Source organism: Cupriavidus consociatus (assembly GCF_017814975.1).
GTDB lineage: Bacteria > Pseudomonadota > Gammaproteobacteria > Burkholderiales > Burkholderiaceae > Cupriavidus > Cupriavidus consociatus.
This window is the reverse complement of record NZ_JAGIQA010000016.1, coordinates 51,495-72,272: the sequence shown is the minus strand read 5'-3', so window position 1 is coordinate 72,272 and position 20,778 is coordinate 51,495. Positions and strand designations below refer to the sequence as shown.

Sequence of the window (20,778 nt, the reverse complement as noted above, 5' to 3'; positions counted from 1 at the left end):
CCAGTGCATCCGGATCGAGCCCGCGCTGCGTCATCCCGCTTCCCATGTGCCCAAAGCATCCCGCACCGCCTCGCGCGTTGGCAATGGGTCGACCGCGCCATATCCCTTGATATCAGGCAGGCTCGCCAAAATCGAGCAGTATCTTGCAGCCCGCGCGCGGATTGCGTTCGGCAAGGTCCAGGGCGCTGGCGACCTCACGGAAATCGATCCGGTGCGTGACAATGCGGCCGGGATCGACCAGCCCCTGAGAGATCCAGTCGATCACGGTGGGAAACATGTCGCAGTTCAGGCGCGAGGCATAGAGCGTGAGCTCCTTCCGGGTCAGCTCCAGCTGCGGGACGGCCGATGGCGTCGCGGAAAAGCCCAGTATGCCGATGCGGCCTGCCGGTGCGGCAATGCGCACCGCCTCTTCCAGGATCGACGGGTGGCAAACCGCGTCGTAGATGAGTGTCGGTCCCTCCGGCGCGCCGCGTTTTGCAAGGGCCTGCTCGATGGCTTCCTGTGAGGTGTTGATGACCTCTTCCGCATCGGCGCCGCAATGACGGGCCAGCGCCAGGCGTTCGTCGAGGTGGTCGGTGATAAGAACTCGTACACCGTAGACGCGCTTGAGTACTTGCAGCAGGTTCAGCCCGATCGGGCCGGCACCATAAATCAATGCGATGTCTTCGCGCAGCACGCCGGTGCGGTGCGTAATGTTTGCTGCGACGGCGAAGGGCTCGATCACTGCCGCGCTCGGCGCCGTCAGGCCAGCCGGCACCGCGTAAGCATTGCAAGCCGGCACGCAGGTGTATTCGCTGAAGCCGCCATCGCGGTGCACGCCGATTACCTGCATGTGGCTGCAGACATTGCGCCGGCCAATGCGGCAGGCGTGGCATTGGCCGCAACTGATGACCGGATCCACCACCACGCGTTCGCCGATGCGCTGCGTGCTGATGCCTGCGCCGACGGCGTCGATACTGCCGACGAATTCATGGCCGAGAACGCGGGGGTAGCCGGCGAACGGATTCATGCCGTGGAGGATGTGCAGGTCGGAGCCACAGATGCCGGCATAGCGCACGCGCAGGCGGACTTCGCCGGGAGCGGGGGTGGGGATGGGCCTTGTGCAAAGGGCCAGGCTGTGGGGTTGGTTGATGACAATGCTCAACATGTTGGGTGCTTGTGGCTTGAGGGACGGCATTGTGTGGATGCGAACGTCGTCGATGGCGTGCCGGACTACCAGTTCCACATCGCTCCATCGCGCAGCCTTGCCACGGGCAGGTAGGCGCGCTCGTACGGGTACCTCGCAGCCAGCGCTTCGTCGATGTCGACGCCAAGGCCGGCTACTTCATCCATGACCAGATAGCCGTCTTCAAGGCGATAGTTGTGCGGGAACACTTCGTCGGTCAGCGCGTTATGCGGCATCAGTTCCTGGATGCCGAAATTCGGCGCCCACAATCCGAAATTGACCGCCGCCGCCATGCACACCGGGGACAGGTCGGTGGCGCCGTGGAAGCCCGTGCGCACCTGGTGCATCGCGGCGAACTCCGCAATGCGCCGCACATGCGTGATGCCGCCGGCATGGACGATGGTGGTGCGGATGAAGTCGATCAGCTGGTTGCCGATGAGGTCCTTGCAATCCCAGATCGAATTGAAGACTTCTCCTACCGCCAGCGGCGTGGTGGTGTGCTGGCGGATCAGGCGGAAGGCGTCCTGGTTCTCGGCCGGAGTGGCGTCTTCCAGCCAGAACAGGCTGAATGGTTCGAGTGCGTGCCCAAGTCGGGCCGCTTCGATCGGTGTCAGTCGGTGGTGCGCATCATGCAGCAGCTGCGGCCCGAAGCCGATGGCATTGCGCACCTTGCGGAACAGTTCGGGCGTGTGGCGCAGGTAGAGTGTGGTGTCCCACGGCTCTTCCGGCGGAAGGCCCTTCTCCGCGGGTTCGTAATGGCCGGGTTGCTTGCCTACGCCATACACCTTTGAGAGTCCCGGCACACCGGATTGCACACGGATCGCCTTGTAGCCCTCGGCGACATGCCGGTGGACGGCATCGATGGCTTCTTCGTGATCGCGGCCGTTGGCGTGCCCGTAGACCAGCAGCCGTTGCCGGCTCTTGCCGCCGAGCAGCTGGTACACCGGCATGTTCGCCAGCTTGCCGAGGATATCCCACAGCGCCATGTCGATCGCGGCAATCGCGGTCATCGTGACGGGCCCGCGCCGCCAGTAGGCACCCCGATACAGGTACTGCCAGATGTCCTCGATGCAGCGCGGGTCGCGGCCGATCAGGCAGGGAATGACATGCGCGTCGAGATAGGCGCTGACCGCAAGCTCGCGACCGTTGAGCGTGGCATCGCCAAGTCCGTAGACGCCCTGGTCCGTCGTCACCTTGACCGTGACAAAGTTGCGGCCGGGACAGGTGACGATGGTTTGTATCCGTTCGATCTTCAAGACGTGCTCCGGCGGTTGCGCGTTTCCACTGCTGCGTCATCGCATGCGGGGCGCGCATGGGTCTGGCGCTATGGGAAGGAATGCGGAGCAGGTTACCTCGCGAAGGGCAGGGGCGGATATGAGCGGATTCTGCGGCGGGAAAGCGCATGTGCCGCACAAATCTTGCGAAACGGCTGCACGTCTGCAGCATTCGCCAATGGTACGTTTTGCCATCGTCCACAGCACGGGTGTCCCGCACGATGCCGCAATACAAACGATCGAGGGTCAGGGCATGAGGCTGGCGCAGCGTACTCTTTGCAGCGCCGATGCCGCCGTGCAAGGTCCCGGCTACGACCGCAGCCGCTTGTCGCGCGGCGTGGTGCATGTCGGGCTTGGTGCCTTCCACCGCGCGCACCAGGCGCTGTACACCGAGGCAGCGATCCACGATGGCGACGCGCGTTGGGGCATCGTGGGCGTCAGCTTGCGGGAACCGCGCATGGCGCGCGTGCTGACTGCGCAGGATTGCCTGTACGCGCACTTCGAGCGGCAGGGTGACGAGTCCACGGGACGCATCGTGGGCGCCTTGGTGCAGGCCATGTATGCGCCGCATGCGCTGGAGCGGGTGACCGGTGCGATCGCCGATCCCGCCGCTTCGGTCGTGACCTGCACCGTCACTGAAAAGGGCTACAGCCGGCAGCCGTCAACCTCCGACCTCGATACCAACGATCCGGATATCCGGCACGACCTGGCTCACCCCGACGCGCCGCGCAGCACCCTCGGCGTGCTGGCGGCGGGGATACGCCGCCGGCCGGCCGGCGCGCCGCTGAGCATTGTCTGCTGTGACAACATGGCGGACAACGGCGACACGCTGCGCAAGCTGCTGACCCAGTACGCATCGCAGGTCGATCCGGCGCTGGCCCGGCGTATCCACGATGAGGTGGCGCTGCCGAACACCATGGTCGACCGCATTGTTCCGGCCGCGACGCCGGCGTCGTTGAACTGGGCGCAGCAGCGACTCGGACTTCGCGATGACGCTGCCATCGTCTGTGAGCCCTTCACGCAATGGGTGCTCGAAGACCGCTTTGCCGGGCCGCGGCCCGCATGGGAAGCCGGCGGCGCGCTGATGACGAAGGATGTCCGGCCATTCCAGGCCATGAAGCTGCGGATGCTGAACGGCACGCATTCGGCGGTTGCCTATGCGGCACAGTTGTGCGGCATGGCGACCGTGGCCGGGGCGATGGCCGATCCGGTCCTTGGTGCCTTCGCGCGAGGGGTGATGCAGGACCTGCATGCCACCCTCAATGCGCCGCCAGGGTACGACGTTGCCCGCTACGGCAATGCGTTGCTGGGCCGCCTGCGCAACACCGCGATCGTGCACAACACTGCCCAGATCGCGATGGATGGCACGCAGAAGATCCCGGTGCGCTGGCTGCCCGCCTTGCGCGAAAGCCTGGGCTCGGGCATCGAGCGGCCATGCCTGGAGCGTGCGCTGGCGCTGTGGTTTCACTATTTGCGCTGCGACACCAATGAGCGTGGCGAGCCGCTGGTCGCCTGCGATCCCGGTGCGCCGCCACTTGGCGCGGCGCTGCGAGGCGCGGATAGCGATACGGACGCCGTGCGCAGGGCGCTGGCGCACGGGGCCGTATTTGGCGACGCCCCGTGGCCGAAGCAGTTCCGGCGCCGGCTTGCCGCACACCTGACGGTGTTGCGCGAGCACGGCGTGGCAGCGCTGCTGTCCTTCCCGGCCACAACTTGAAAAACAGGAGGCAACCACATCATGGCCAATCGGTTCACTCGCCGACAGTTCGGCGCACTCGCCGCCGGCGGACTGTCGCTGGCATTGCCCGGGCGCAATGCGTTCGCCCAGAACGCCACCATCAAGCTGAAGTACGGCACGGCCTTCCCGGCCGATCATCCGGGCACGCTGCGCATCAAGGAGGCTGCCGAGGCCATTCGCCAGGACACCGGCGGCAAGGTCGACCTGCAGGTCTATCCCAACAGCCAGCTGGGCAGCGAGCCAGACATGGTCTCCCAGATCCTTGCCGGCGCGATCGACTTCATGTCGACGGCCAGCACCAACCTGCAGACACGTGTGCCGGCCGCCAGCCTCAACGGTGTGGCCTTTGCTTTCAAGGACTACGCCACGGTGTGGGCCGCGATGGACGGGGGATTGGGCGCTTACGTGCGCAGCGCGCTGGGCAAGGTGAACCTGCATGTGTTCGAAAAGTGCCTCGACAACGGCTATCGCAGCATCACCTCAGCTACCCGTCCGGTCAGCACGCCAGCGGACCTGAAGGGCTTCAAGATCCGTGTCCCGGCGATCCCGCTGTGGGTCTCCATGTTCAAGATGCTGGGCGCGGCGCCGACGGTCATACCGTTTGCCGATCTCTATTCGGCGCTGCAGACACGCGTGGTGGACGGCCAGGAGACGCCGCTATCGCTGATCCGCAGCGGCAAGCTGTACGAAGTGCAGAAGTTCTGCTCGCTGACCGCGCATACCTGGGACGGCCACTTTATCTTCGGCAATGCCAGAAGATTCCAGGCACTGCCGCGCGAGGTGCAGGCATCGCTGAGCACACGCTTCACCACCGCGGCGCTGAAGCAGCGCGAGGATATCGCGCGGCTCGATGTCGAAGCGCAGGCGGAGATGTCCCGGCTTGGCATCACGTTCAACCGGCCCGATCCGGCGCCGTTCCGCAAGCTGCTGCGCGACGCGGGCTTCTACGCCGAGTGGCGCAGGAAGTTTGGCGACGACGCATGGGAGATGCTTGAAAAATACACCGGACCGCTGGTCTGAAGCAGGCGCCATCAAGCCGACATGCAAGAGAAAGAGGAGCTCATGATGGAGCACGCCGCCGAGACGGTGGACCCGCCCGCCGCCCACAACGCCCACATCGCCCATACCGCCCATACCGCCCATACCGCCCATACACCGCCCGCCGCCAGCGCGCGCTGGGGCCGCATCCTGGCCTGCCTGGTTGAACTGCCGGCCGCGCTGATCGTTGTGGCCGAAATCCTGATACTCGGGGGCGGCGCATTTGCGCGCTATGCCCTGCATGCGCCGTTGCCGTGGACGGAGGAGCTTGCCGGCATCCTGTTCCTGTGGCTGGCGATGCTCGGTGCCATCATTGCCTTGCAGCGCAGCGCGCATATGCAGCTCACCACCTTCATCAGCAAACTGCCGCCGCACCGGCGCGCGTGGCTGGATGCCTGTGGCATGTGGATGGTGGTGGCGTTCCTGTTGCTGCTGGTGGAGCCGGCGTGGGAACATCTCGTCGAACACGTGGAGGTGCTGACGCCGACCCTGGAGGTCAGCGAAGCCTGGCGCGCCGGGGCGGTGCTCGCCGGCACCGTGCTGATGCTCGTGACCGCCGTGATCCGCCTGCTGGAGCGTGCCAGCCGCAGGCAGGCGGCCATCAGCGGATTGCTGGTCGGGCTCGGCGCCGGCATGTTGTGGCTGCTCTCGCCGGTGCTGATGGGGTTGGGCAATGCCAACCTGGTGATCTTCTTTTTGCTGATGCTGGTTGCCTGCGTCGCCATCGGCGTGCCCATCGCCTTCGCCTTCGGGCTCTCCACGCTCTGCTACCTGGCGTTGTCCACCGCCACGCCGCTGTCGATCATCCCGAACCGCATGCAGGAGGGCATGTCGCACCTGATCCTGCTGGCGGTGCCGCTGTTCATCTTCCTGGGCGGGCTGATCGAAATGACCGGCCTGGCGCGCGCCATGATCCAGTTCCTGGCCGGGCTGCTTGGCCATCTGCGTGGCGGACTGCAGTATGTGCTGCTTGGCGCGATGTATATCGTCTCCGGCATTTCCGGCTCGAAGACTGCCGACATGGCCGCGGTCGCGCCGGCGCTGTTCCCGGAGATGAAGCAGCGTGGCGCGAAGGATGGCGACCTGATCGGCCTGCTGTCGGCGTCCGGCGCGATGTCGGAGACGATCCCGCCCAGCATCGTGCTGATCACGGTCGGGTCGGTCACGGGCGTGTCGATCACCTCATTGTTCATCGGCGGGCTGATGCCGGCGCTGGTCGGCCTGGCGATGATGGCGCTGGTGGTCTGGTGGCAGACGCGCAAGGAGGACATGCGGGGCACGGTGCGGCCATCGGGCCGCGTGTTGCTGAGATTGCTGATGGTCGCACTGCCGGCGCTGGCGCTGCCGGTCATCATCCGTACCGCCGTGGTGGAGGGCGTGGCTACCGCCACCGAGGTATCGACCATCGGCATCTTCTATGCGCTGCTGGCCGGCGTGCTGATGTACCGGCAGTTCGACTGCCGGCGCATCTATCCGATCCTGACCGATACGGCGGCGTTGTCTGGCGCGATCCTGCTGATCGTCGGTTGTGCCACCACCATGGCGTGGGCGCTGACGCAGTCGGGGTTTGCACAGGACCTGGTCGGCGTCATGTCCGGTGTGCCCGGCGGCAAGACTGGTTTCCTGCTGGTGTCGGCGCTGGCTTTCGTGATCCTGGGCAGCTTGCTGGAGGGTATCCCGGCCATCGTGCTGTTCGGGCCTTTGCTGTTCCCGATTGCCCGGCTGGTCGGTGTGCATGAGGTGCACTATGCCATGGTAGTGATCTTCGCCATGGGGCTGGGCTTGTTCGCGCCGCCGTTCGGGGTGGGCTTCTATGCTGCCTGCGCGATCGGGCGCGTGTCGCCGGATGTTGCCATGCCACGCGTGTGGCCGCATATGGCGGCGTTGTGCATTGCGCTGTTGCTGCTGACGCTGGTGCCGTGGTTCTCTATCGGGTTCCTGTAGGTTGGCGAGGCGGGGGCTTGCCAGTGAGACTGGATGGAAGCGCAGCCCGCTGGCGTCGTAGAGCGCCAGGTCGGCCGATTGCCGCGGTGCCAGCATTCCGATGTTTGGCAAGCCCAAGACCCGCGCTCCGCGAGCGATGCCCCGGTATTGGCCCGAACCGGGGTCAGCTACGCGAAGGGCGCCGCTGCACAGGGGCACTCCCCTTGCAAGGCGCCCGACAAAGTAGAGGGCCCCCGAAAGCGACCGGCCCGCTCGAGCAGGCATTGGCCGGCTGATGCTGAGGGCGCAAGGGGTTGTTTCACCAGTGCAACCTTTTGTGCTGATCAGGACCGCGTCGGCACATCGCGTACCGCGCAAATGCCTGCCAGGAGGCAGTTCTGGCGGGCTGGCGCACTGTATGCATGGCATTGATGCCGGGCGAGTTCGAGGCCGGGCTTCCGCTGCCTTGAGCGCCTGCGATCCGGCAATACGCCAGGTTTCCTAACGCGGCTGCGGTTGCGGCCGCCTGCTTCAAAAGGAGCTCGTCATGAAAAGAAGGCTTCTCTCACTCAGCGGGGTGGCCTTGTGCGCCTGCCTGGCCACGCCAGCGCTGGCAGCCCCGAAGGCACCGGACGCCAAGGTGAGCATGGTCACCGCCGACCAGGTCAAATGGTCGGAACTGTCCCTGATCCCGGGGGCGCAGATCGCTGTGCTGGAAGGCGCCATGGACAAGAACGTGCCAATCACGGCGCGCATCAGGCTGCCGGCCGACTCCAAGGTGCCGGCGCACTGGCATCCAGGGATCGAGCGCGTGACCGTGCTTTCAGGAACCTTCCACTATGGTATGGGCGACAAGCTGGATCCCGAGAAAACTGCGCCGATGGGTCCCGGCAGCCTGATCGTCATGCAGCCCAAAGTGCATCACTTCGGCTGGACCAGGGATGAAACGGTTATCCAGCTCAATGTAATGGGCCCGTGGGCCTTCCACTTCGTCAATCCGGCCGACGATCCGCGCAAGAAGAAGTAAGTTCCGATGCGGGGACGGCCTTCGTCCCCGTCTTGGCCAGCTCGCGCCACGCCAGCCACAGGCGCGTGTCGAACTCCAGCTGGTGATAGCGCGGCTCCATGTGTTCGCAGAGCCGGTAGAAGGCCTTGTCGTGATCGCTCTCTTTCAGGTGCGAGAGTTCGTGCACGACGATCATGCGCAGGAATTCCGCCGGCGCTTCCTTGAACAGCGACGCCACCCGGATTTCCTTCTTGGCCTTCAGCTTGCCGCCCTGCACGCGCGAGATCGCGGTGTGCAGGCCCAAGGCCTTGTGCGCCGAGTCGAGCGTGGCATCGAAACCGACCTTGTGCAGCGGCGGCGCGCTGCGCAGGTATTCCTGCTTCAGTTCGGCGGCGTAGTCGTACAACGCGCGATCGGTCTGCACGGAGTGGCGGCCGGGATAGCGGCGGGCCAGGTGGTCGCCGAGGCGGCCGGCGGCGGCGAGCTCGCGCACCTGGTCGAGCACCTCGGGCGGGTAGCCGCCCAGGAAGCGCATCGGATCCTTGGCGGAGGGGCGCCAGGTTTCGGTCACTGCGGCGGCCTGCTTAGTAGCGATTAATGGTGGTGGTGATGGTGATGCATCCAGCTGTTGTCCAGCGAGTTGACGAAGGACTCGACCGCGTCCTTGTCGCCCGTGGCGTGGCGCATCATCTCGCCGCACTTGCAGAAGCCCTGGTACGGGGTGATGTGCGAGCACGCGGATGTTTTCTGCAGGTACAGGGTGACGGGTTTCGCGCACTTCTTGCACTTGAACTTCAGGGTCAGGGCGGGTCTGCTCATGGCGATGCCTCGGAAAATCAGCGGAAAGTCGAACCCGCCATTGTACCGGCGGGGGCCAAAGCTGGCTGGGGCCGGCTGCGCGCCCCGGCGTGCCTGATACACTCCCGCCATTCCCGCACCAACCCCAACACGCACCCATGGCACAGTACGTTTTCACCATGAACCGCGTGGGCAAGATCGTTCCGCCCAAGCGTCACATCCTGAAGGACATCTCGCTGTCGTTCTTCCCCGGCGCCAAGATCGGCGTGCTGGGCCTGAACGGCTCGGGCAAGTCCACGTTGCTCAAGATCATGGCCGGCCTCGACAAGGAGATCGAGGGCGAAGCCACGCCGATGCCGAACCTGAATATTGGCTACCTGCCGCAGGAACCGCAGCTCGATCCCGAGCAGACCGTGCGCGAATCGGTGGAAGCGGCGCTGGGCGGTGTGTTCGAGGCGCGCAAGAAGCTCGACGAGATCTATGCGGCCTACGCCGAGCCGGACGCCGACTTCGACGCGCTCGCCGCCGACCAGGCCAAGTACGAAGCGATCCTGGCCGCCAGCGACGGCAATAATGTCGAGCTGCAACTCGACATCGCCGCCGACGCGTTGCGCCTGCCGCCGTGGGATGCCAAGGTCGGCCACCTGTCCGGCGGTGAGAAGCGCCGCGTGGCGCTGTGCCGCCTGCTGCTGTCGCGCCCCGACATGCTGCTGCTCGACGAACCGACCAACCACCTGGATGCCGAGTCGGTCGACTGGCTGGAGCAGTTCCTGACGCGCTTCCCCGGCACCGTGGTGGCCGTGACCCACGACCGCTACTTCCTCGATAACGCCGCCGAGTGGATCCTGGAACTGGATCGCGGCCAGGGCATCCCCTGGAAGGGCAACTACAGCTCGTGGCTGGACCAGAAGGAAGCGCGCCTGAAGCAGGAAGAGGCCAGCGAATCGGCGCGCCAGAAGGCGCTGCACAAGGAACTGGAGTGGGTGCGCCAGAACCCCAAAGGCCGCCAGGCCAAGTCCAAGGCGCGCCTGGCGCGCTTTGACGAGCTGAACAGCCAAGAATACCAGAAGCGCAACGAGACCCAGGAAATCTTCATCCCGGTGGGTGAGCGCCTGGGTAACGAAGTGATCGAGTTCGACAACGTCAGCAAGGGGTTTGGCGACCGCATGCTGATCGAAAACCTGAGCTTCAAGGTGCCGCCGGGCGCGATCGTCGGCATCATCGGTCCGAACGGCGCCGGCAAGTCGACGTTCTTCAAGATGCTCACGGGCAAGGAGCAGCCGGACAGCGGCGAGATCAAGATCGGGCCGACCGTGAAGATGGCGTTTGTCGACCAGAGCCGCGACGCGCTGGATGGCACCAAGACGGTGTTCGAGGAAATCTCGGGCGGCGCCGACGTGCTGACCGTGGGCCGGTACGAGACGCCGTCGCGCGCCTATATCGGCCGCTTCAACTTCAAGGGTGGCGACCAGCAGAAGCAGGTCGGCACGCTGTCGGGCGGTGAACGCGGCCGCCTGCACATGGCCAAGACGCTGATCGCCGGCGGCAACGTGCTGCTGCTGGATGAACCGTCGAACGACCTCGACGTGGAAACGCTGCGCGCGCTGGAAGATGCGCTGCTCGAGTTCGCCGGCTGCGTGATGGTGATTTCGCACGACCGCTGGTTCCTGGACCGGATCGCGACGCACATCCTGGCGTTCGAGGGCGACTCGCATGTCGAGTTCTTCCCGGGCAACTATCAGGAATACGAGGCGGACAAGAAGAAGCGGCTGGGCGAAGAAGGGGCCAAGCCGAAGCGGATCCGGTATAAGCCGATTGCGCGGTGAAGTACTGCTGAGTGTGAAAGTGAACCAGGCCGGCGGGCCTGGTTCACTTTTTATGGCTGGAAGGGGACACGATATTGGCGCGGCGCGCGCTATTCAGTGGCCCGCACCAGCCTCAACCGGGTGATCTCCGACGGCGCCCCAAAGCGCTTCGGCGGTCCCCAGTACCCCGTTCCCCGGCTCACATAGATCCACATCGCCCCATGCCGCACCAGCCCCGCGGTGTACGGCTGCTGCATCGGCACGAACAGGTTCCACGGCCAGAACTGCCCGCCATGGGTATGCCCCGACAGTTGCAGGTCGAAGCCTGCCTCGGCCGCAGCTACCGCCGTGCGCGGCTGGTGCGCTAACAGCACCCGCACCCCGGCTTCCGTCGGCGCTCCGGCGATGGCGCGGTGCGGGTCGCTGCGGTGGCTTTCATGGAAGCGGCCGGCGGAGTAGTCGGTCACGCCTGCCAGCACCAGTGGCTGGTCGCCATGTTGCAGCACCACGTGCTCGTTCATCAGCACGCGCAGGCCGAGCCGGCGCAGTTCGTCGATCCACGGCTGCGCGCCGGCGTAGTACTCGTGGTTGCCGGTGACGAAATAGCTGCCATGGCGAGCCTGCAGCCGCGCCAGCGGCGCGGTGTGCGCGGACAGTTCGCGAACGGTGCCGTCGACCAGGTCGCCGGTGATGGCCACGGCGTCCGGTTTCAGGCTGTTGACGCGGTCGACAATCCGGTCGAGGTAGGACCCCTTGATGGTGGGGCCGACGTGGATGTCGCTGATCTGCGCGATGGTGAAGCCGTGCAGCGCCTCGGGCAGGCCGGCCACCGGCACGTCGACCTCGACCACGCGCGCCACGCGGCGGGCGTTGATATAGCCGGCCAGCGTGACCAGCAGGGCCAGCAGCGGCACGGCGAGGGCGCTGCCCGATACCAGCCCCGGAGCCTGCCCGCCGAGCAGCTTGCCCGCCAGCCAGGCGGCGGCCAGTGCGACGTCGCGCGCCAGCGTCAGTACCAGCAGCGATGAGAAGAATCCCATTGCCAGCATGCCGATCCAGGAGATCCGGTCCCCCCACGGCTGGCTGAAGCGCCGTGCCAGCAACCCGGCCGGCAGCAGCGCGCAGGACAGGGCGAGCCAGATCACGGCGAGCGCCTTGACCAGCATCGGCACCGGCATCGCCGGCAGCAGGCGCAGCCCGATATAGCCGTGCAGCAGTGCCGTGATCAGGGCGGCGGTCAGGATGGTGGTGCGAGGGGGCATGGGGCGCGGCGAGAGCCAGATGGAATCGGAAGATGAGGCCATGGCGGGTGCGCTTCAAGGGCGCCATGGCTGCAGGCGGGTCAAGCAAGATGCACACCCGTGCCGCCGGCAGCAGCCTGATGCCGGGCTGATCTGTACTTTTTTGTGCCGGCCCTGAATGTTTTCAAATGCGATTGTTCGCCTCTCCGGCCTAATTTAGATTGCCAGCATGGGCCGTCTGCTGTGCAGCATCGTGCCCTCCACGCCGGAGACATCCATGTCTTTTCGCTTCAAGCAAACCAGCGCGCTGATCGCGGCGGTATGGCTTGCGCTCGCACCCCTCGCCCCGCTGGCCGCTGCGCCGCCACAGCCAACGGCCGGTGCATTGGCCTGGCCGCGCCATTTCGACGCCGCCAACGACCATGTCGAGTTGTACCAGCCGCAGGTCGAAACCTGGGACGGCAACCGCCTGTCAGGGCGTGCTGCCGTGGCGGTGGGGGAGAAGGGCGGCTCGCCCACCTATGGTGTAGTGCATTTCTCGGCCACCGCCGATATCGACAAGGCGTCCGGGCTGGTGCAGCTGAGTGCGCTGCGCATCGAGCGCGTGGAAGTCCCTACCAGGCACGACGCCGCCGACCGGGTACGCCAGGCGCTGGTGTCCCGACTGCCGGCCAACGGCCTGACCGTGCCGCTGGACCAGTTGCAGGCCAGCTATGCCGTGTCGCAGCAACTGGCTCGCGCCGGTCGAGTGCCGGTTCGCAACGACGCGCCGCAGATCCTGTTTGCGACCACGCCGACACTGCTGGTGCTGGTCGACGGCGACCCGGCCTGGCGCTCGGTTCCTGGCACGCAATATGAACGCGCGCTCAACAGCCGCGCGCTGCTGCTGCGCGAGTCGGGCGGCGAGCTGTACCTGAAGGCAGCAGGCTACTGGTACCGCTCCGAATCCGCGGGCGGCACATGGGAGGTCATGACGACCGTGCCGAAGGCGCTGGAGAATGCCGCCACCAAGGCCGCCGCCGGCATGAAGCCCGATGCCATGCTGCCCGCCGACGGCAAGCGCCCGACGCGCGCGCCGGCCATCGTTTTCGCCACCCAGCCGACCGAGCTGGTGATGACCAGCAGCGCGCCGCAGATGACGCCGGTGAAAGGCGTGGGCCTGCTGACGGTCTCCAATGCCGATCACGCCCTCTTCGTCGACCCGGCCACCAACCAGTATTACCTGCTGGTGTCGGGCCGCTGGTTCCGCGCGCCGATGCTGACCGGGCCGTGGGAATACGTGCCGGGCCGCGAGCTGCCGGCGGATTTCGCCAGGATTCCGGCGACCGATCCCAAGGCCAACGTGCTGGTGTCGGTTCCGGGCACGCCGCAGGCGCGCGAGGCCGAGATCGCCGCCACCATCCCGCAGACCGCCACGGTCTCGCGCAGCAAGGCCAGCCTGAGCGTCGCCTACGACGGCGCGCCGCGCTTTACGCCGATCACCGGCACTTCGCTCAGCTACGCGGCGAACACGGGCACGCCTGTGATCGAGGTCGATGGCAGCCACTATTACGCGGTCGCCAATGGCGTCTGGTTCACGGCGCCGGCACCGTCGGGGCCGTGGCGCGTCGCCACCGAGGTGCCGTCCGCGATCTACACCATCCCGCCGACCTCGCCGCTCTACTACGTGACCTATGTACGGATCTACTCGGTCACCCCGGAAGCCGTCGTGGTTGGCTATACCCCTGGCTACATGGGCGTGGTAGTCAGCCCCGACGGCACGGTGGTGTACGGCACCGGGTACGTCTATCCGCCCTATGTCGGCGCGGCCTACTACGGCTACCCGGTCACCTACGGCTACGGCGCAGGCTTTGGCGTCGGCATGGCGGAGGGGTTTGCCTTCGGCTTCGCTGCCGGCGCGTTCTGGGGCGCGGCGTCGCCGTACTGGGGACCGTACTGGTGGGGCGCTCCGTATAACTGGAACTACGTCAACGTGAACCAGGCGAACTTCTACGGCCGCTGGGGTCAGGGCACGGTGACGCACGCGCAAGGCTGGAACGCCTGGACCGGCACCGAGTGGCGTGGCAGCGCGGCCTCGGGCTTCAACCCGGCGACCGGCGCGCGCTACCAGGGCAGCCGCGGCGCGGCGTTCAACCCGTACTCCGGCAACTACGCGGCCGGCCACCAGGGCTCGTTCGCCAACCCGTCAAGCGGCCGCGAAGGCGCCGCGCGCGGCGGCATGGCAGGCAATACCTATACCGGCGACTACGCCGCCGGGCGCCAGGCGGCGGGCTACAACGCGCAGACCGGCCGTATCGGCGCGGGCGAGGCCGGTATTGCCGGCAACACCCAGACCGGTGCGCATACCGCCGGCAGCCGTGGCTTTGTCGCCAACCCGGGCAAGGACAACGCGCTGGCGTGGAACAACGGCAACGTCTATGCCGGCCACGACGGCTCCGTGTACCAGCACACCGACGACGGCTGGCAGAAGCACACGGCCGGCGGCTGGGAACCGGTGCAGCCGAACAACGACGCCACCAGCCGGCTCGAGTCGCAGCGCCAGGCACGCGAGGTCGGCCAGCAGCGCTGGCAGGGCATGGCGCAGCAGTGGCAGGGCATGGCGCAGCAGTGGCAGGGCGCGGGGCGCTTCGGCGGCGGCTTCGGTGGCGGTGGCGGCGGGGGCTTCCGCGGCGGCGGCTTCCATGGCGGATTCCGGCGCTGAGGCGCTGGCCGGACAACAGCCGCCGGCCTGGTCCCGGCTGTCGAAATGAGTAAACACGGGCACAAGAAAGATTGAATTGGCGCGTCCATGGGCGCGCCTTAACCTGCCTGAACAGGCACAGGATCGGCGGCGGGCGCCGCTGCGTCCGGCATCGGGGGCGGCCATGGTTGCTGGCGGAGGAGGTTTTGTGAGGACAATGCTTAACGGGTGCGGCGCGGCGGGCCTGCTGGCCCTGCTGCTGGTGGCGGGTTGCGGCAAGGAAAAGCCGGCTGCGGTGGCGCCGCCGGCAGCCGAGGTAGGCGTCATCACCGTGGCGCTGCGCGACGTGCCGCTCATCTATGAATTCGTCGGCCAGACCCAGAGTTCGCAGCAGGTGGAGATACGCGCGCGCGTCAATGGCTTCCTGGAGAAGCGGGTCTATACGGAAGGCGCCCTGGTCAAGGCGGGCGAGACCCTGTTCCTGATGGATCCCAAGCCGTTCGAGGCCACGCTGAAGGCGGCCGAGGCCGAACTGGCGCAGCAGCAGGCGCGGCTGAACACCTCACGCGCCGACCTGAACCGCGTGCGCCCGCTGGCGGCGCGCAATGCCCTCAGCCAGCGCGACCTGGATGACGCCACGGGCAAGGAGCAGGAGGCCGCGGCCGCGGTGGAGCAGGCGCGCGCCAATGTGATCAATGCCAAACTGAACCTGAGCTACACCACGATCAAGTCGCCGGTGGCGGGCCTGTCGAGCTTTGCCAAGCGGCAGGTGGGCTCCTATATCGATACCACCAACAGCCTGCTGACCTATGTCGCCAAGCTGGATCCGATGTGGGTCAATTTCAGCCTGTCCGAGAACGAAGTGCTGTCGATCCGTTCGTCGGAGAAGTCGGGGGCGATCCGGTACCCGGCGCAGGAGGCCTTCGACATCGTCATCGTGCTGGCCGACGGGACGGAGTTCCCGCACCACGGCAGGATCGCTTTCGCCGACGCCTCGTTCAGCCAGGAAACCGGCACCTATCTGGTCCGCGCCGAGGTCGCCAATCCACAGGGCGCGCTGAGGCCGGGGCAGTTCGTGCGGGTCAAGGTGCATGGCGCGATGCGTACGCAGGCCATTGCCGTGCCGCAGGAAGCCATCGTGCAAGGCCCGCGCGGGCAGACGGTCTGGGTGATCGGCCCGGACAACAAGGCGCAGCAGCGCGTGGTCGACGTGGGGGAATGGACCGGCTCCAACTGGGTGGTGCGCTCGGGCCTGAAGGCTGGTGACCGCGTGGCGGTGAGCGGCCTGCTGCGCCTGATGCCGGGCGCGCCGGTCAAGGCCGTGCCGGCGACCGAGCTGGCCGCGCATGGCGCGGCCAGCGGTGTCCACGCCGCGCCTGCCGGGCCTCCTGCTGCTGCATCGGCTGCTCCGGCGGCATCAGGCGCAGCCACGCAGCAGGCAGCGGGCACCACCGGGGGCAAGCCATGAAGCTTGCCCATTTCTTTATCGACCGGCCGATCTTCGCATCGGTGCTGTCTATCATCATCACGGTGGGCGGGCTGGTGGCGCTGACCAAGCTGCCGATCGCCCAGTTCCCGGATATCACGCCCCCGTCCATCACGGTCACGACCCGCTACCCCGGCGCCAGCGCCGAGGTGGTGGCGCAGAACGTGGCCGCGCCGATCGAGCAGCAGGTCAACGGCGCCGACCGCATGATGTACATGAACTCGACCAGTTCATCGACCGGCGACCTGACGCTGACCACCTATTTCGAGATCGGCACCGACCCCGAACTCGCGCAGGTGGACGTGCAGAACCGCGTGAACCTGGCGCTGCCCACGCTGCCCGATGCCGTGACGGCGCAGGGCGTCTCGGTGCAGAAGCGGTCGTCCGCGTTCATGATGGTGATTGCCATCTATTCACCCGACAACAGCTACAACCAGACCTTCGTCGGCAACTACGCCAATATCTACGTGCTGGATGCGCTCAAGCGCATCCCCGGCGCCAACCAGTCGTCCATCTTCGGCAGTCCGGACTACGCCATGCGCATCTGGCTGCGGCCGGACCGGATGGCGTCGCTGGGCATCACCACCGAGGACGTCAAGAACGCGGTCGCCAACCAGAACCAGCAGTTCTCCGCGGGGCGCATCGGCCAGTCGCCGACCACCGGGCCGGTGCAGCAGACCTTCCCGATCGCCACCAAGGGCCGCATGACCGAGCCCGCCGAGTTTGAAAACATGATCCTGCGCGCGCAGTCCGGCGACGCCGCGCTGGTGCGCCTGAAGGACATCGGCCGTGCCGAGCTCGGCTCCAAGGATTACTCGCTGCGCAGCCGCTACAACGGCAAGACCGCCACGCTGCTGGCCGTGTACCAGCAGCCCGGCGCCAATGCGCTGGACGTGGCCAAGCAGGTGCGGTCCACGCTGGCGGAGCTGAAAAAGAGCTTCCCGCCCGGGCTGGAGTACGAGGTCGCGCTCGACACCACCGAGTTCGTGCAGGAGTCGATCGACGAGGTGGTGCACACGCTGCGCGACGCGGTGATCCTGGTGATCCTGGTGGTGTTCCTGTTCCTGCAGAGCCTGCGCGCGACGCTGGTGCCGATCCTGGCCGTGCCCGTGTCGATCATCGGCGCCTTCGTCGGCATGAGCGCGTTCGGCTTCTCGGTGAACATGCTGACCTTGTTCGGCATGGTGCTGGCGATCGGCATCGTGGTCGACGACGCGATCGTGGTGATCGAGAACGTCGAGCGCAACATGACGGAGTTCAACCTGCCGCCCAAGGAGGCGGCCAAGAAGGCCATGGACGAGGTCAGCGGCCCGGTGGTCGCGATCGTGCTGGTGCTGCTGGCGGTGTTCATCCCGGTGGCCTTCCTGTCGGGCATCACCGGGCAGCTCTACAAGCAGTTCGCCATCACCATCGCGGTGTCGGTGGTGCTGTCCGGCGTGGTGGCGCTGACGCTGTCGCCGGCGATGGCGGCGATCCTGCTCAAGCCCGGCCAGCACAAGAAGAACCGCTTCTTCACCTGGTTCAACAACTCGTTCGACCGCCTCGTGGCGGGCTATGACAAGTCGCTGCAGCTCGTGATCCGGCGCACGGTAATGTCGATCGCCATCATCCTGGCCATGGTAGCGGTCAGCGTGGTCATGTTCATGCGCATCCCGACCTCGTTCCTGCCGGTGGAGGACCAGGGCTACCTGTTCGGCGCGGTGGTGATGCCGGACGCAGCGAGCCTGGACCGCACCCAGTCCTTGTCGAGCCGCGCGGAAACATGGTTCGCCAAGCAGCCCGGCGTGTCGTCGGTGGCCTCGGTGGATGGCTTCAGCCTGATCGACTCGCAGAACAAGGCCAACGCCGGCACGTTGTTTGTCACGCTGAAGGGCTTCCATGACCGCGGGCCCGGCCAGACCGCGGCCGAACTGATGCAGAAGGCCCATCAAGAGTTCTCGCGCTACCAGGACGGCGTGGTGATCCCGCTGAATCCGCCTTCGATCCCTGGCCTGGGCACCACCGGCGGCTTCGAGTTCTGGCTGCAGAGCACGGCGGACGGGACTTACCAGCAGCTGGAGCAGAAGGTTCACGAGTTCATCGCCAAGGCCCGGCAACGGCCGGAGCTGAGCGGCGTGAACTCCACCATCAACTCGCGCTCGCGCCAGTTCCTGGTCGAGGTCGACCGGGAGCGCTCCGAGACCCAGGGCGTGCCGGTCGAGAACGTCTATTCGGCGCTGCAGACCATGTTCGGCTCGCTTTACGTGAGCCAGTTCCCCAAGAACAGCCGGCTGTTCCAGGTCATCCTGCAGGCCGAGCCCGAGTTCCGCTCGCGCCCGGAAGACCTCGACAAGGTCTACGTGCGCAACCACAACGGCGACATGGTGCCGATCAAGGCGGTGACCACCACCAAATATGTGCCGGGGGCGGACATCGTCACGCGCTTCAACAACTTCCCGGCCGCCAAGGTCATGGGCGATGCCGCGCCGGGCTACAGCTCGGGGCAGGCCATCAGCGCCATGGAGGAGGTGGCGCAGGAAGTGCTGGGCCAGGGCTACGCCTACGCCTGGAGCGGCCAGGCCTACGAGGAAAAGACCGCCGGTTCCACCGCTGTCTATGTCTTCGCCTTTGCCTTGCTGATGGTGTTCCTGATCCTGGCGGCGCAGTACGAGAAGTGGTCGCTGCCGCTTGGCGTGCTGCTGGCCGTGCCGTTCGCGCTGTTCGGCGCGCTGCTCGGCATCCTGATGCGCGGCATGGAGAACGACGTCTACTTCCAGATCGGCCTGACCGTGCTGATCGCGCTGGCGGCGAAGAACGCGATCCTGATCTTCGAGTTCGCGGTCGAAATGCGCGAGAAGGAAGGGCTGAGCGCCTACGATGCCGCCATCCACGCGTCCAAGCTGCGGCTGCGCCCGATCATCATGACATCGCTGGCCTTTATCCTGGGCTGCGTGCCGCTGGCCATCGCCAGCGGCGCCTCGGCAGCCAGCCGGCAGTCGCTCGGCACGGGCGTGATCGGCGGCATGCTTGGGGCGACGGTGATCGCGCTGTTCTTCATCCCGATGTTCTTCTGGGGCCTGGAGCGCATGTCCGAAGGCAAGTCCAAGAAGGCGCCCAAGGCCGGCGATGCGCCGCGGCCGCCTGCCACGCCACCCACCACGCCGCCTGCCGGAGAAACGCTATGAGCCCGCGCGTGTGGATGCTGGCGGCCTGCGCCGCGGCAACGCTGGGCGGCTGCGCGATCGGCCCCAACTACCAGCGCCCGGAGACGCCGGAGGTGGCGCAGTACCGCCTCGACACCGGCGCGCTGGCGATCGCGGCCGACAGCGACTGGTGGAACCAGTTCAGCGACCCGGTGCTGAACGCGCTGGTGGATGCGGCGCTGGCCGGCAACTACGATGTCCGCATCGCCGCCGCGCGCATCGACGAATTCCGGGGCCAGCTGATGGTGGCGCGCGCGGGCTTTTTCCCGCAGCTCAATCTGTCCGCATCGGCCGCGCGTCAAAGCATCGGCAGCCTGAACAGCACACAATTTGGCAGCGGCACCGGCAATACCTACCAGCTGCTGGCCAACGCCAACTGGGAGATTGACCTGTGGGGCCGCATCCGCCGGCAGGCCGAGGCGGCCGAGGCCAGCCTGTGGAATGCCGAATACGCGCGCCGCGGCGTGGTGCTGGCGCTGGCGGCCTCAGTGGTTCAGGGGTATGCCACGCTGCGCGGGCTCGACGCGCAGCTCGACGTCGCGCAGCAGACGCTCGCATCGCGTGCGAGCGGGCTGGATATCTTCCGCCAGCGCTACGAAGGCGGCGTGATATCGCAGCTTGAACTGGCGCAGGCCGAGAATGACTACTACGTGGCCGAGGGCTCGATCCCGCCGCTGCGTGCTGCCATCGCGCAGACCGAGAACGCGCTGTCGGTGCTGCTGGGCCGGCCTGCGGGCCCGATCGAGCGCGGCAAGCCGATCAACGAACTGCAGGCGCCGCCGGTCGGCGCGGACCTGCCGGCCGCCTTGCTCTCGCGCCGGCCCGATGTGCTGCAGGCCGAGCAGACTGCCATCGCCGCCAATGCGCAGCTGGGCGCGGCGCAGGCACTTTACCTGCCGGCGGTCAACCTGAGCGGCCTGTTCGGCGCGGTGGCGGCGTCGCCGGGCGCGTTGTGGGACAGCGCGTCGCGGGTCTGGGCGTTCGGCGCGGGGCTGACCCAGCCGATCTTCCAGGGCGGCGCCATCCGCGGGCAGGTGCAGACCGCGTCCGCGCAGCGCAGCCAGGCCATGTTCGCTTACCAGGGCACGGTGCTCGCGGCGCTGGCCGATGTGAACAGCGCGCTGGCCAATGGCGTCGAGACCCGCACGCGGCTGGGCAGCCTGCGCCGGCAGGAACAGAGCCTGTTCATCTATGCCGACCAGGCTTTTGCCCGGTATGAGGGCGGGTATTCGAGCTACCTGGAGGTCACCAATGCGCGCGAGAAGCTGTTCGATGCGCAGCTGGCGGCGATCCAGGGGCAGGTCGACGTGCTTACCAGCACCGCGGCGCTGTACAAGTCGCTGGGCGGTGGCTGGCCGTCGGTGCCGCAGGAGGTGCGGGACGCCGGGATGCAGGGCGATGCGAAGGTGCTGGCAAGGTAAGGCCGCGACAGGGGGAAGAGG

General features: G+C 66.7%; 14 protein-coding genes. 9 read left to right on the top strand and 5 right to left on the bottom strand.

Features of this window, described 5'->3' with window-relative positions:
• Window positions 1-112: 112 nt before the first annotated feature.
• Together J8I82_RS21810 and manD are read right to left on the bottom strand one after the other, a co-directional pair.
• Window positions 113-1,147: a Zn-dependent oxidoreductase gene (locus J8I82_RS21810; RefSeq protein WP_209761001.1), complete on the bottom strand. Its 1,035-nt coding sequence runs from the start codon at window positions 1,145-1,147 to the stop codon at window positions 113-115.
• A 65-nt stretch (window positions 1,148-1,212) separates the two neighbouring features.
• Window positions 1,213-2,421 carry a D-mannonate dehydratase ManD gene (gene manD, locus J8I82_RS21805; RefSeq protein WP_209761000.1) on the bottom strand — a complete coding sequence of 403 codons (1,209 nt, stop codon included), beginning with the start codon at window positions 2,419-2,421 and terminating at the stop codon, window positions 1,213-1,215.
• Window positions 2,422-2,692: 271 nt separating this feature from the next.
• Between manD and J8I82_RS21800 the strand changes: the two genes are divergently transcribed.
• From J8I82_RS21800 to J8I82_RS21785, 4 genes are all read left to right on the top strand, one after another.
• Complete coding sequence (locus tag J8I82_RS21800) at window positions 2,693-4,156, top strand: mannitol dehydrogenase family protein (RefSeq protein ID WP_209761074.1); 1,464 nt, start codon at window positions 2,693-2,695, stop codon at window positions 4,154-4,156.
• Between the two features lie 21 nt (window positions 4,157-4,177).
• Complete coding sequence (locus tag J8I82_RS21795) at window positions 4,178-5,197, top strand: TRAP transporter substrate-binding protein (RefSeq protein ID WP_209760999.1); 1,020 nt, start codon at window positions 4,178-4,180, stop codon at window positions 5,195-5,197.
• Between the two features lie 45 nt (window positions 5,198-5,242).
• Window positions 5,243-7,159 (top strand): TRAP transporter large permease, encoded by a 1,917-nt coding sequence (locus J8I82_RS21790; protein ID WP_431831571.1) that lies wholly within the window; start codon window positions 5,243-5,245, stop codon window positions 7,157-7,159.
• Window positions 7,160-7,685: 526 nt separating this feature from the next.
• Entirely contained in the window at window positions 7,686-8,165 is a 480-nt protein-coding gene (locus tag J8I82_RS21785) for a cupin domain-containing protein (RefSeq protein ID WP_209760997.1), read from the top strand.
• Here J8I82_RS21785 and J8I82_RS21780 read toward each other — a convergent pair.
• Both J8I82_RS21780 and J8I82_RS21775 read right to left on the bottom strand, forming a co-directional pair.
• Window positions 8,131-8,679: a M48 metallopeptidase family protein gene (locus tag J8I82_RS21780; RefSeq protein WP_209761073.1), complete on the bottom strand. Its 549-nt coding sequence runs from the start codon at window positions 8,677-8,679 to the stop codon at window positions 8,131-8,133. The genes J8I82_RS21785 and J8I82_RS21780 overlap by 35 nt on opposite strands.
• A gap of 59 nt (window positions 8,680-8,738) precedes the next feature.
• Window positions 8,739-8,963: a hypothetical protein gene (locus tag J8I82_RS21775; protein ID WP_029048367.1), complete on the bottom strand. Its 225-nt coding sequence runs from the start codon at window positions 8,961-8,963 to the stop codon at window positions 8,739-8,741.
• A gap of 137 nt (window positions 8,964-9,100) precedes the next feature.
• Here J8I82_RS21775 and ettA point away from each other — a divergent pair, with 137 nt between their 5' ends.
• On the top strand, window positions 9,101-10,768 hold the full coding sequence (ettA, locus tag J8I82_RS21770; protein ID WP_209760996.1) for an energy-dependent translational throttle protein EttA: 1,668 nt from the start codon (window positions 9,101-9,103) through the stop codon (window positions 10,766-10,768).
• An 89-nt stretch (window positions 10,769-10,857) separates the two neighbouring features.
• Here ettA and J8I82_RS21765 read toward each other — a convergent pair whose 3' ends face one another.
• Window positions 10,858-12,009, bottom strand: coding sequence for a metallophosphoesterase (locus J8I82_RS21765; RefSeq protein WP_209760995.1), 1,152 nt, complete (start codon window positions 12,007-12,009; stop codon window positions 10,858-10,860).
• A 256-nt stretch (window positions 12,010-12,265) separates the two neighbouring features.
• On the opposite strand from J8I82_RS21765, the gene J8I82_RS21760 reads away from it, so the two are divergent.
• From J8I82_RS21760 to J8I82_RS21745, 4 genes are all read left to right on the top strand, one after another.
• Window positions 12,266-14,689, top strand: coding sequence for a carbohydrate-binding family V/XII (locus tag J8I82_RS21760; protein ID WP_209760994.1), 2,424 nt, complete (start codon window positions 12,266-12,268; stop codon window positions 14,687-14,689).
• Window positions 14,690-14,885: 196 nt separating this feature from the next.
• On the top strand, window positions 14,886-16,136 hold the full coding sequence (locus J8I82_RS21755) for an efflux RND transporter periplasmic adaptor subunit (protein ID WP_209761072.1): 1,251 nt from the start codon (window positions 14,886-14,888) through the stop codon (window positions 16,134-16,136).
• Window positions 16,133-19,318 (top strand): efflux RND transporter permease subunit, encoded by a 3,186-nt coding sequence (locus tag J8I82_RS21750; RefSeq protein ID WP_209760993.1) that lies wholly within the window; start codon window positions 16,133-16,135, stop codon window positions 19,316-19,318. Before J8I82_RS21755 ends, J8I82_RS21750 begins: the two co-directional genes overlap by 4 nt.
• Window positions 19,315-20,757: an efflux transporter outer membrane subunit gene (locus tag J8I82_RS21745; RefSeq protein WP_209760992.1), complete on the top strand. Its 1,443-nt coding sequence runs from the start codon at window positions 19,315-19,317 to the stop codon at window positions 20,755-20,757. The genes J8I82_RS21750 and J8I82_RS21745 overlap by 4 nt, the downstream gene beginning before the upstream one ends.
• Window positions 20,758-20,778 lie beyond the last annotated feature (21 nt).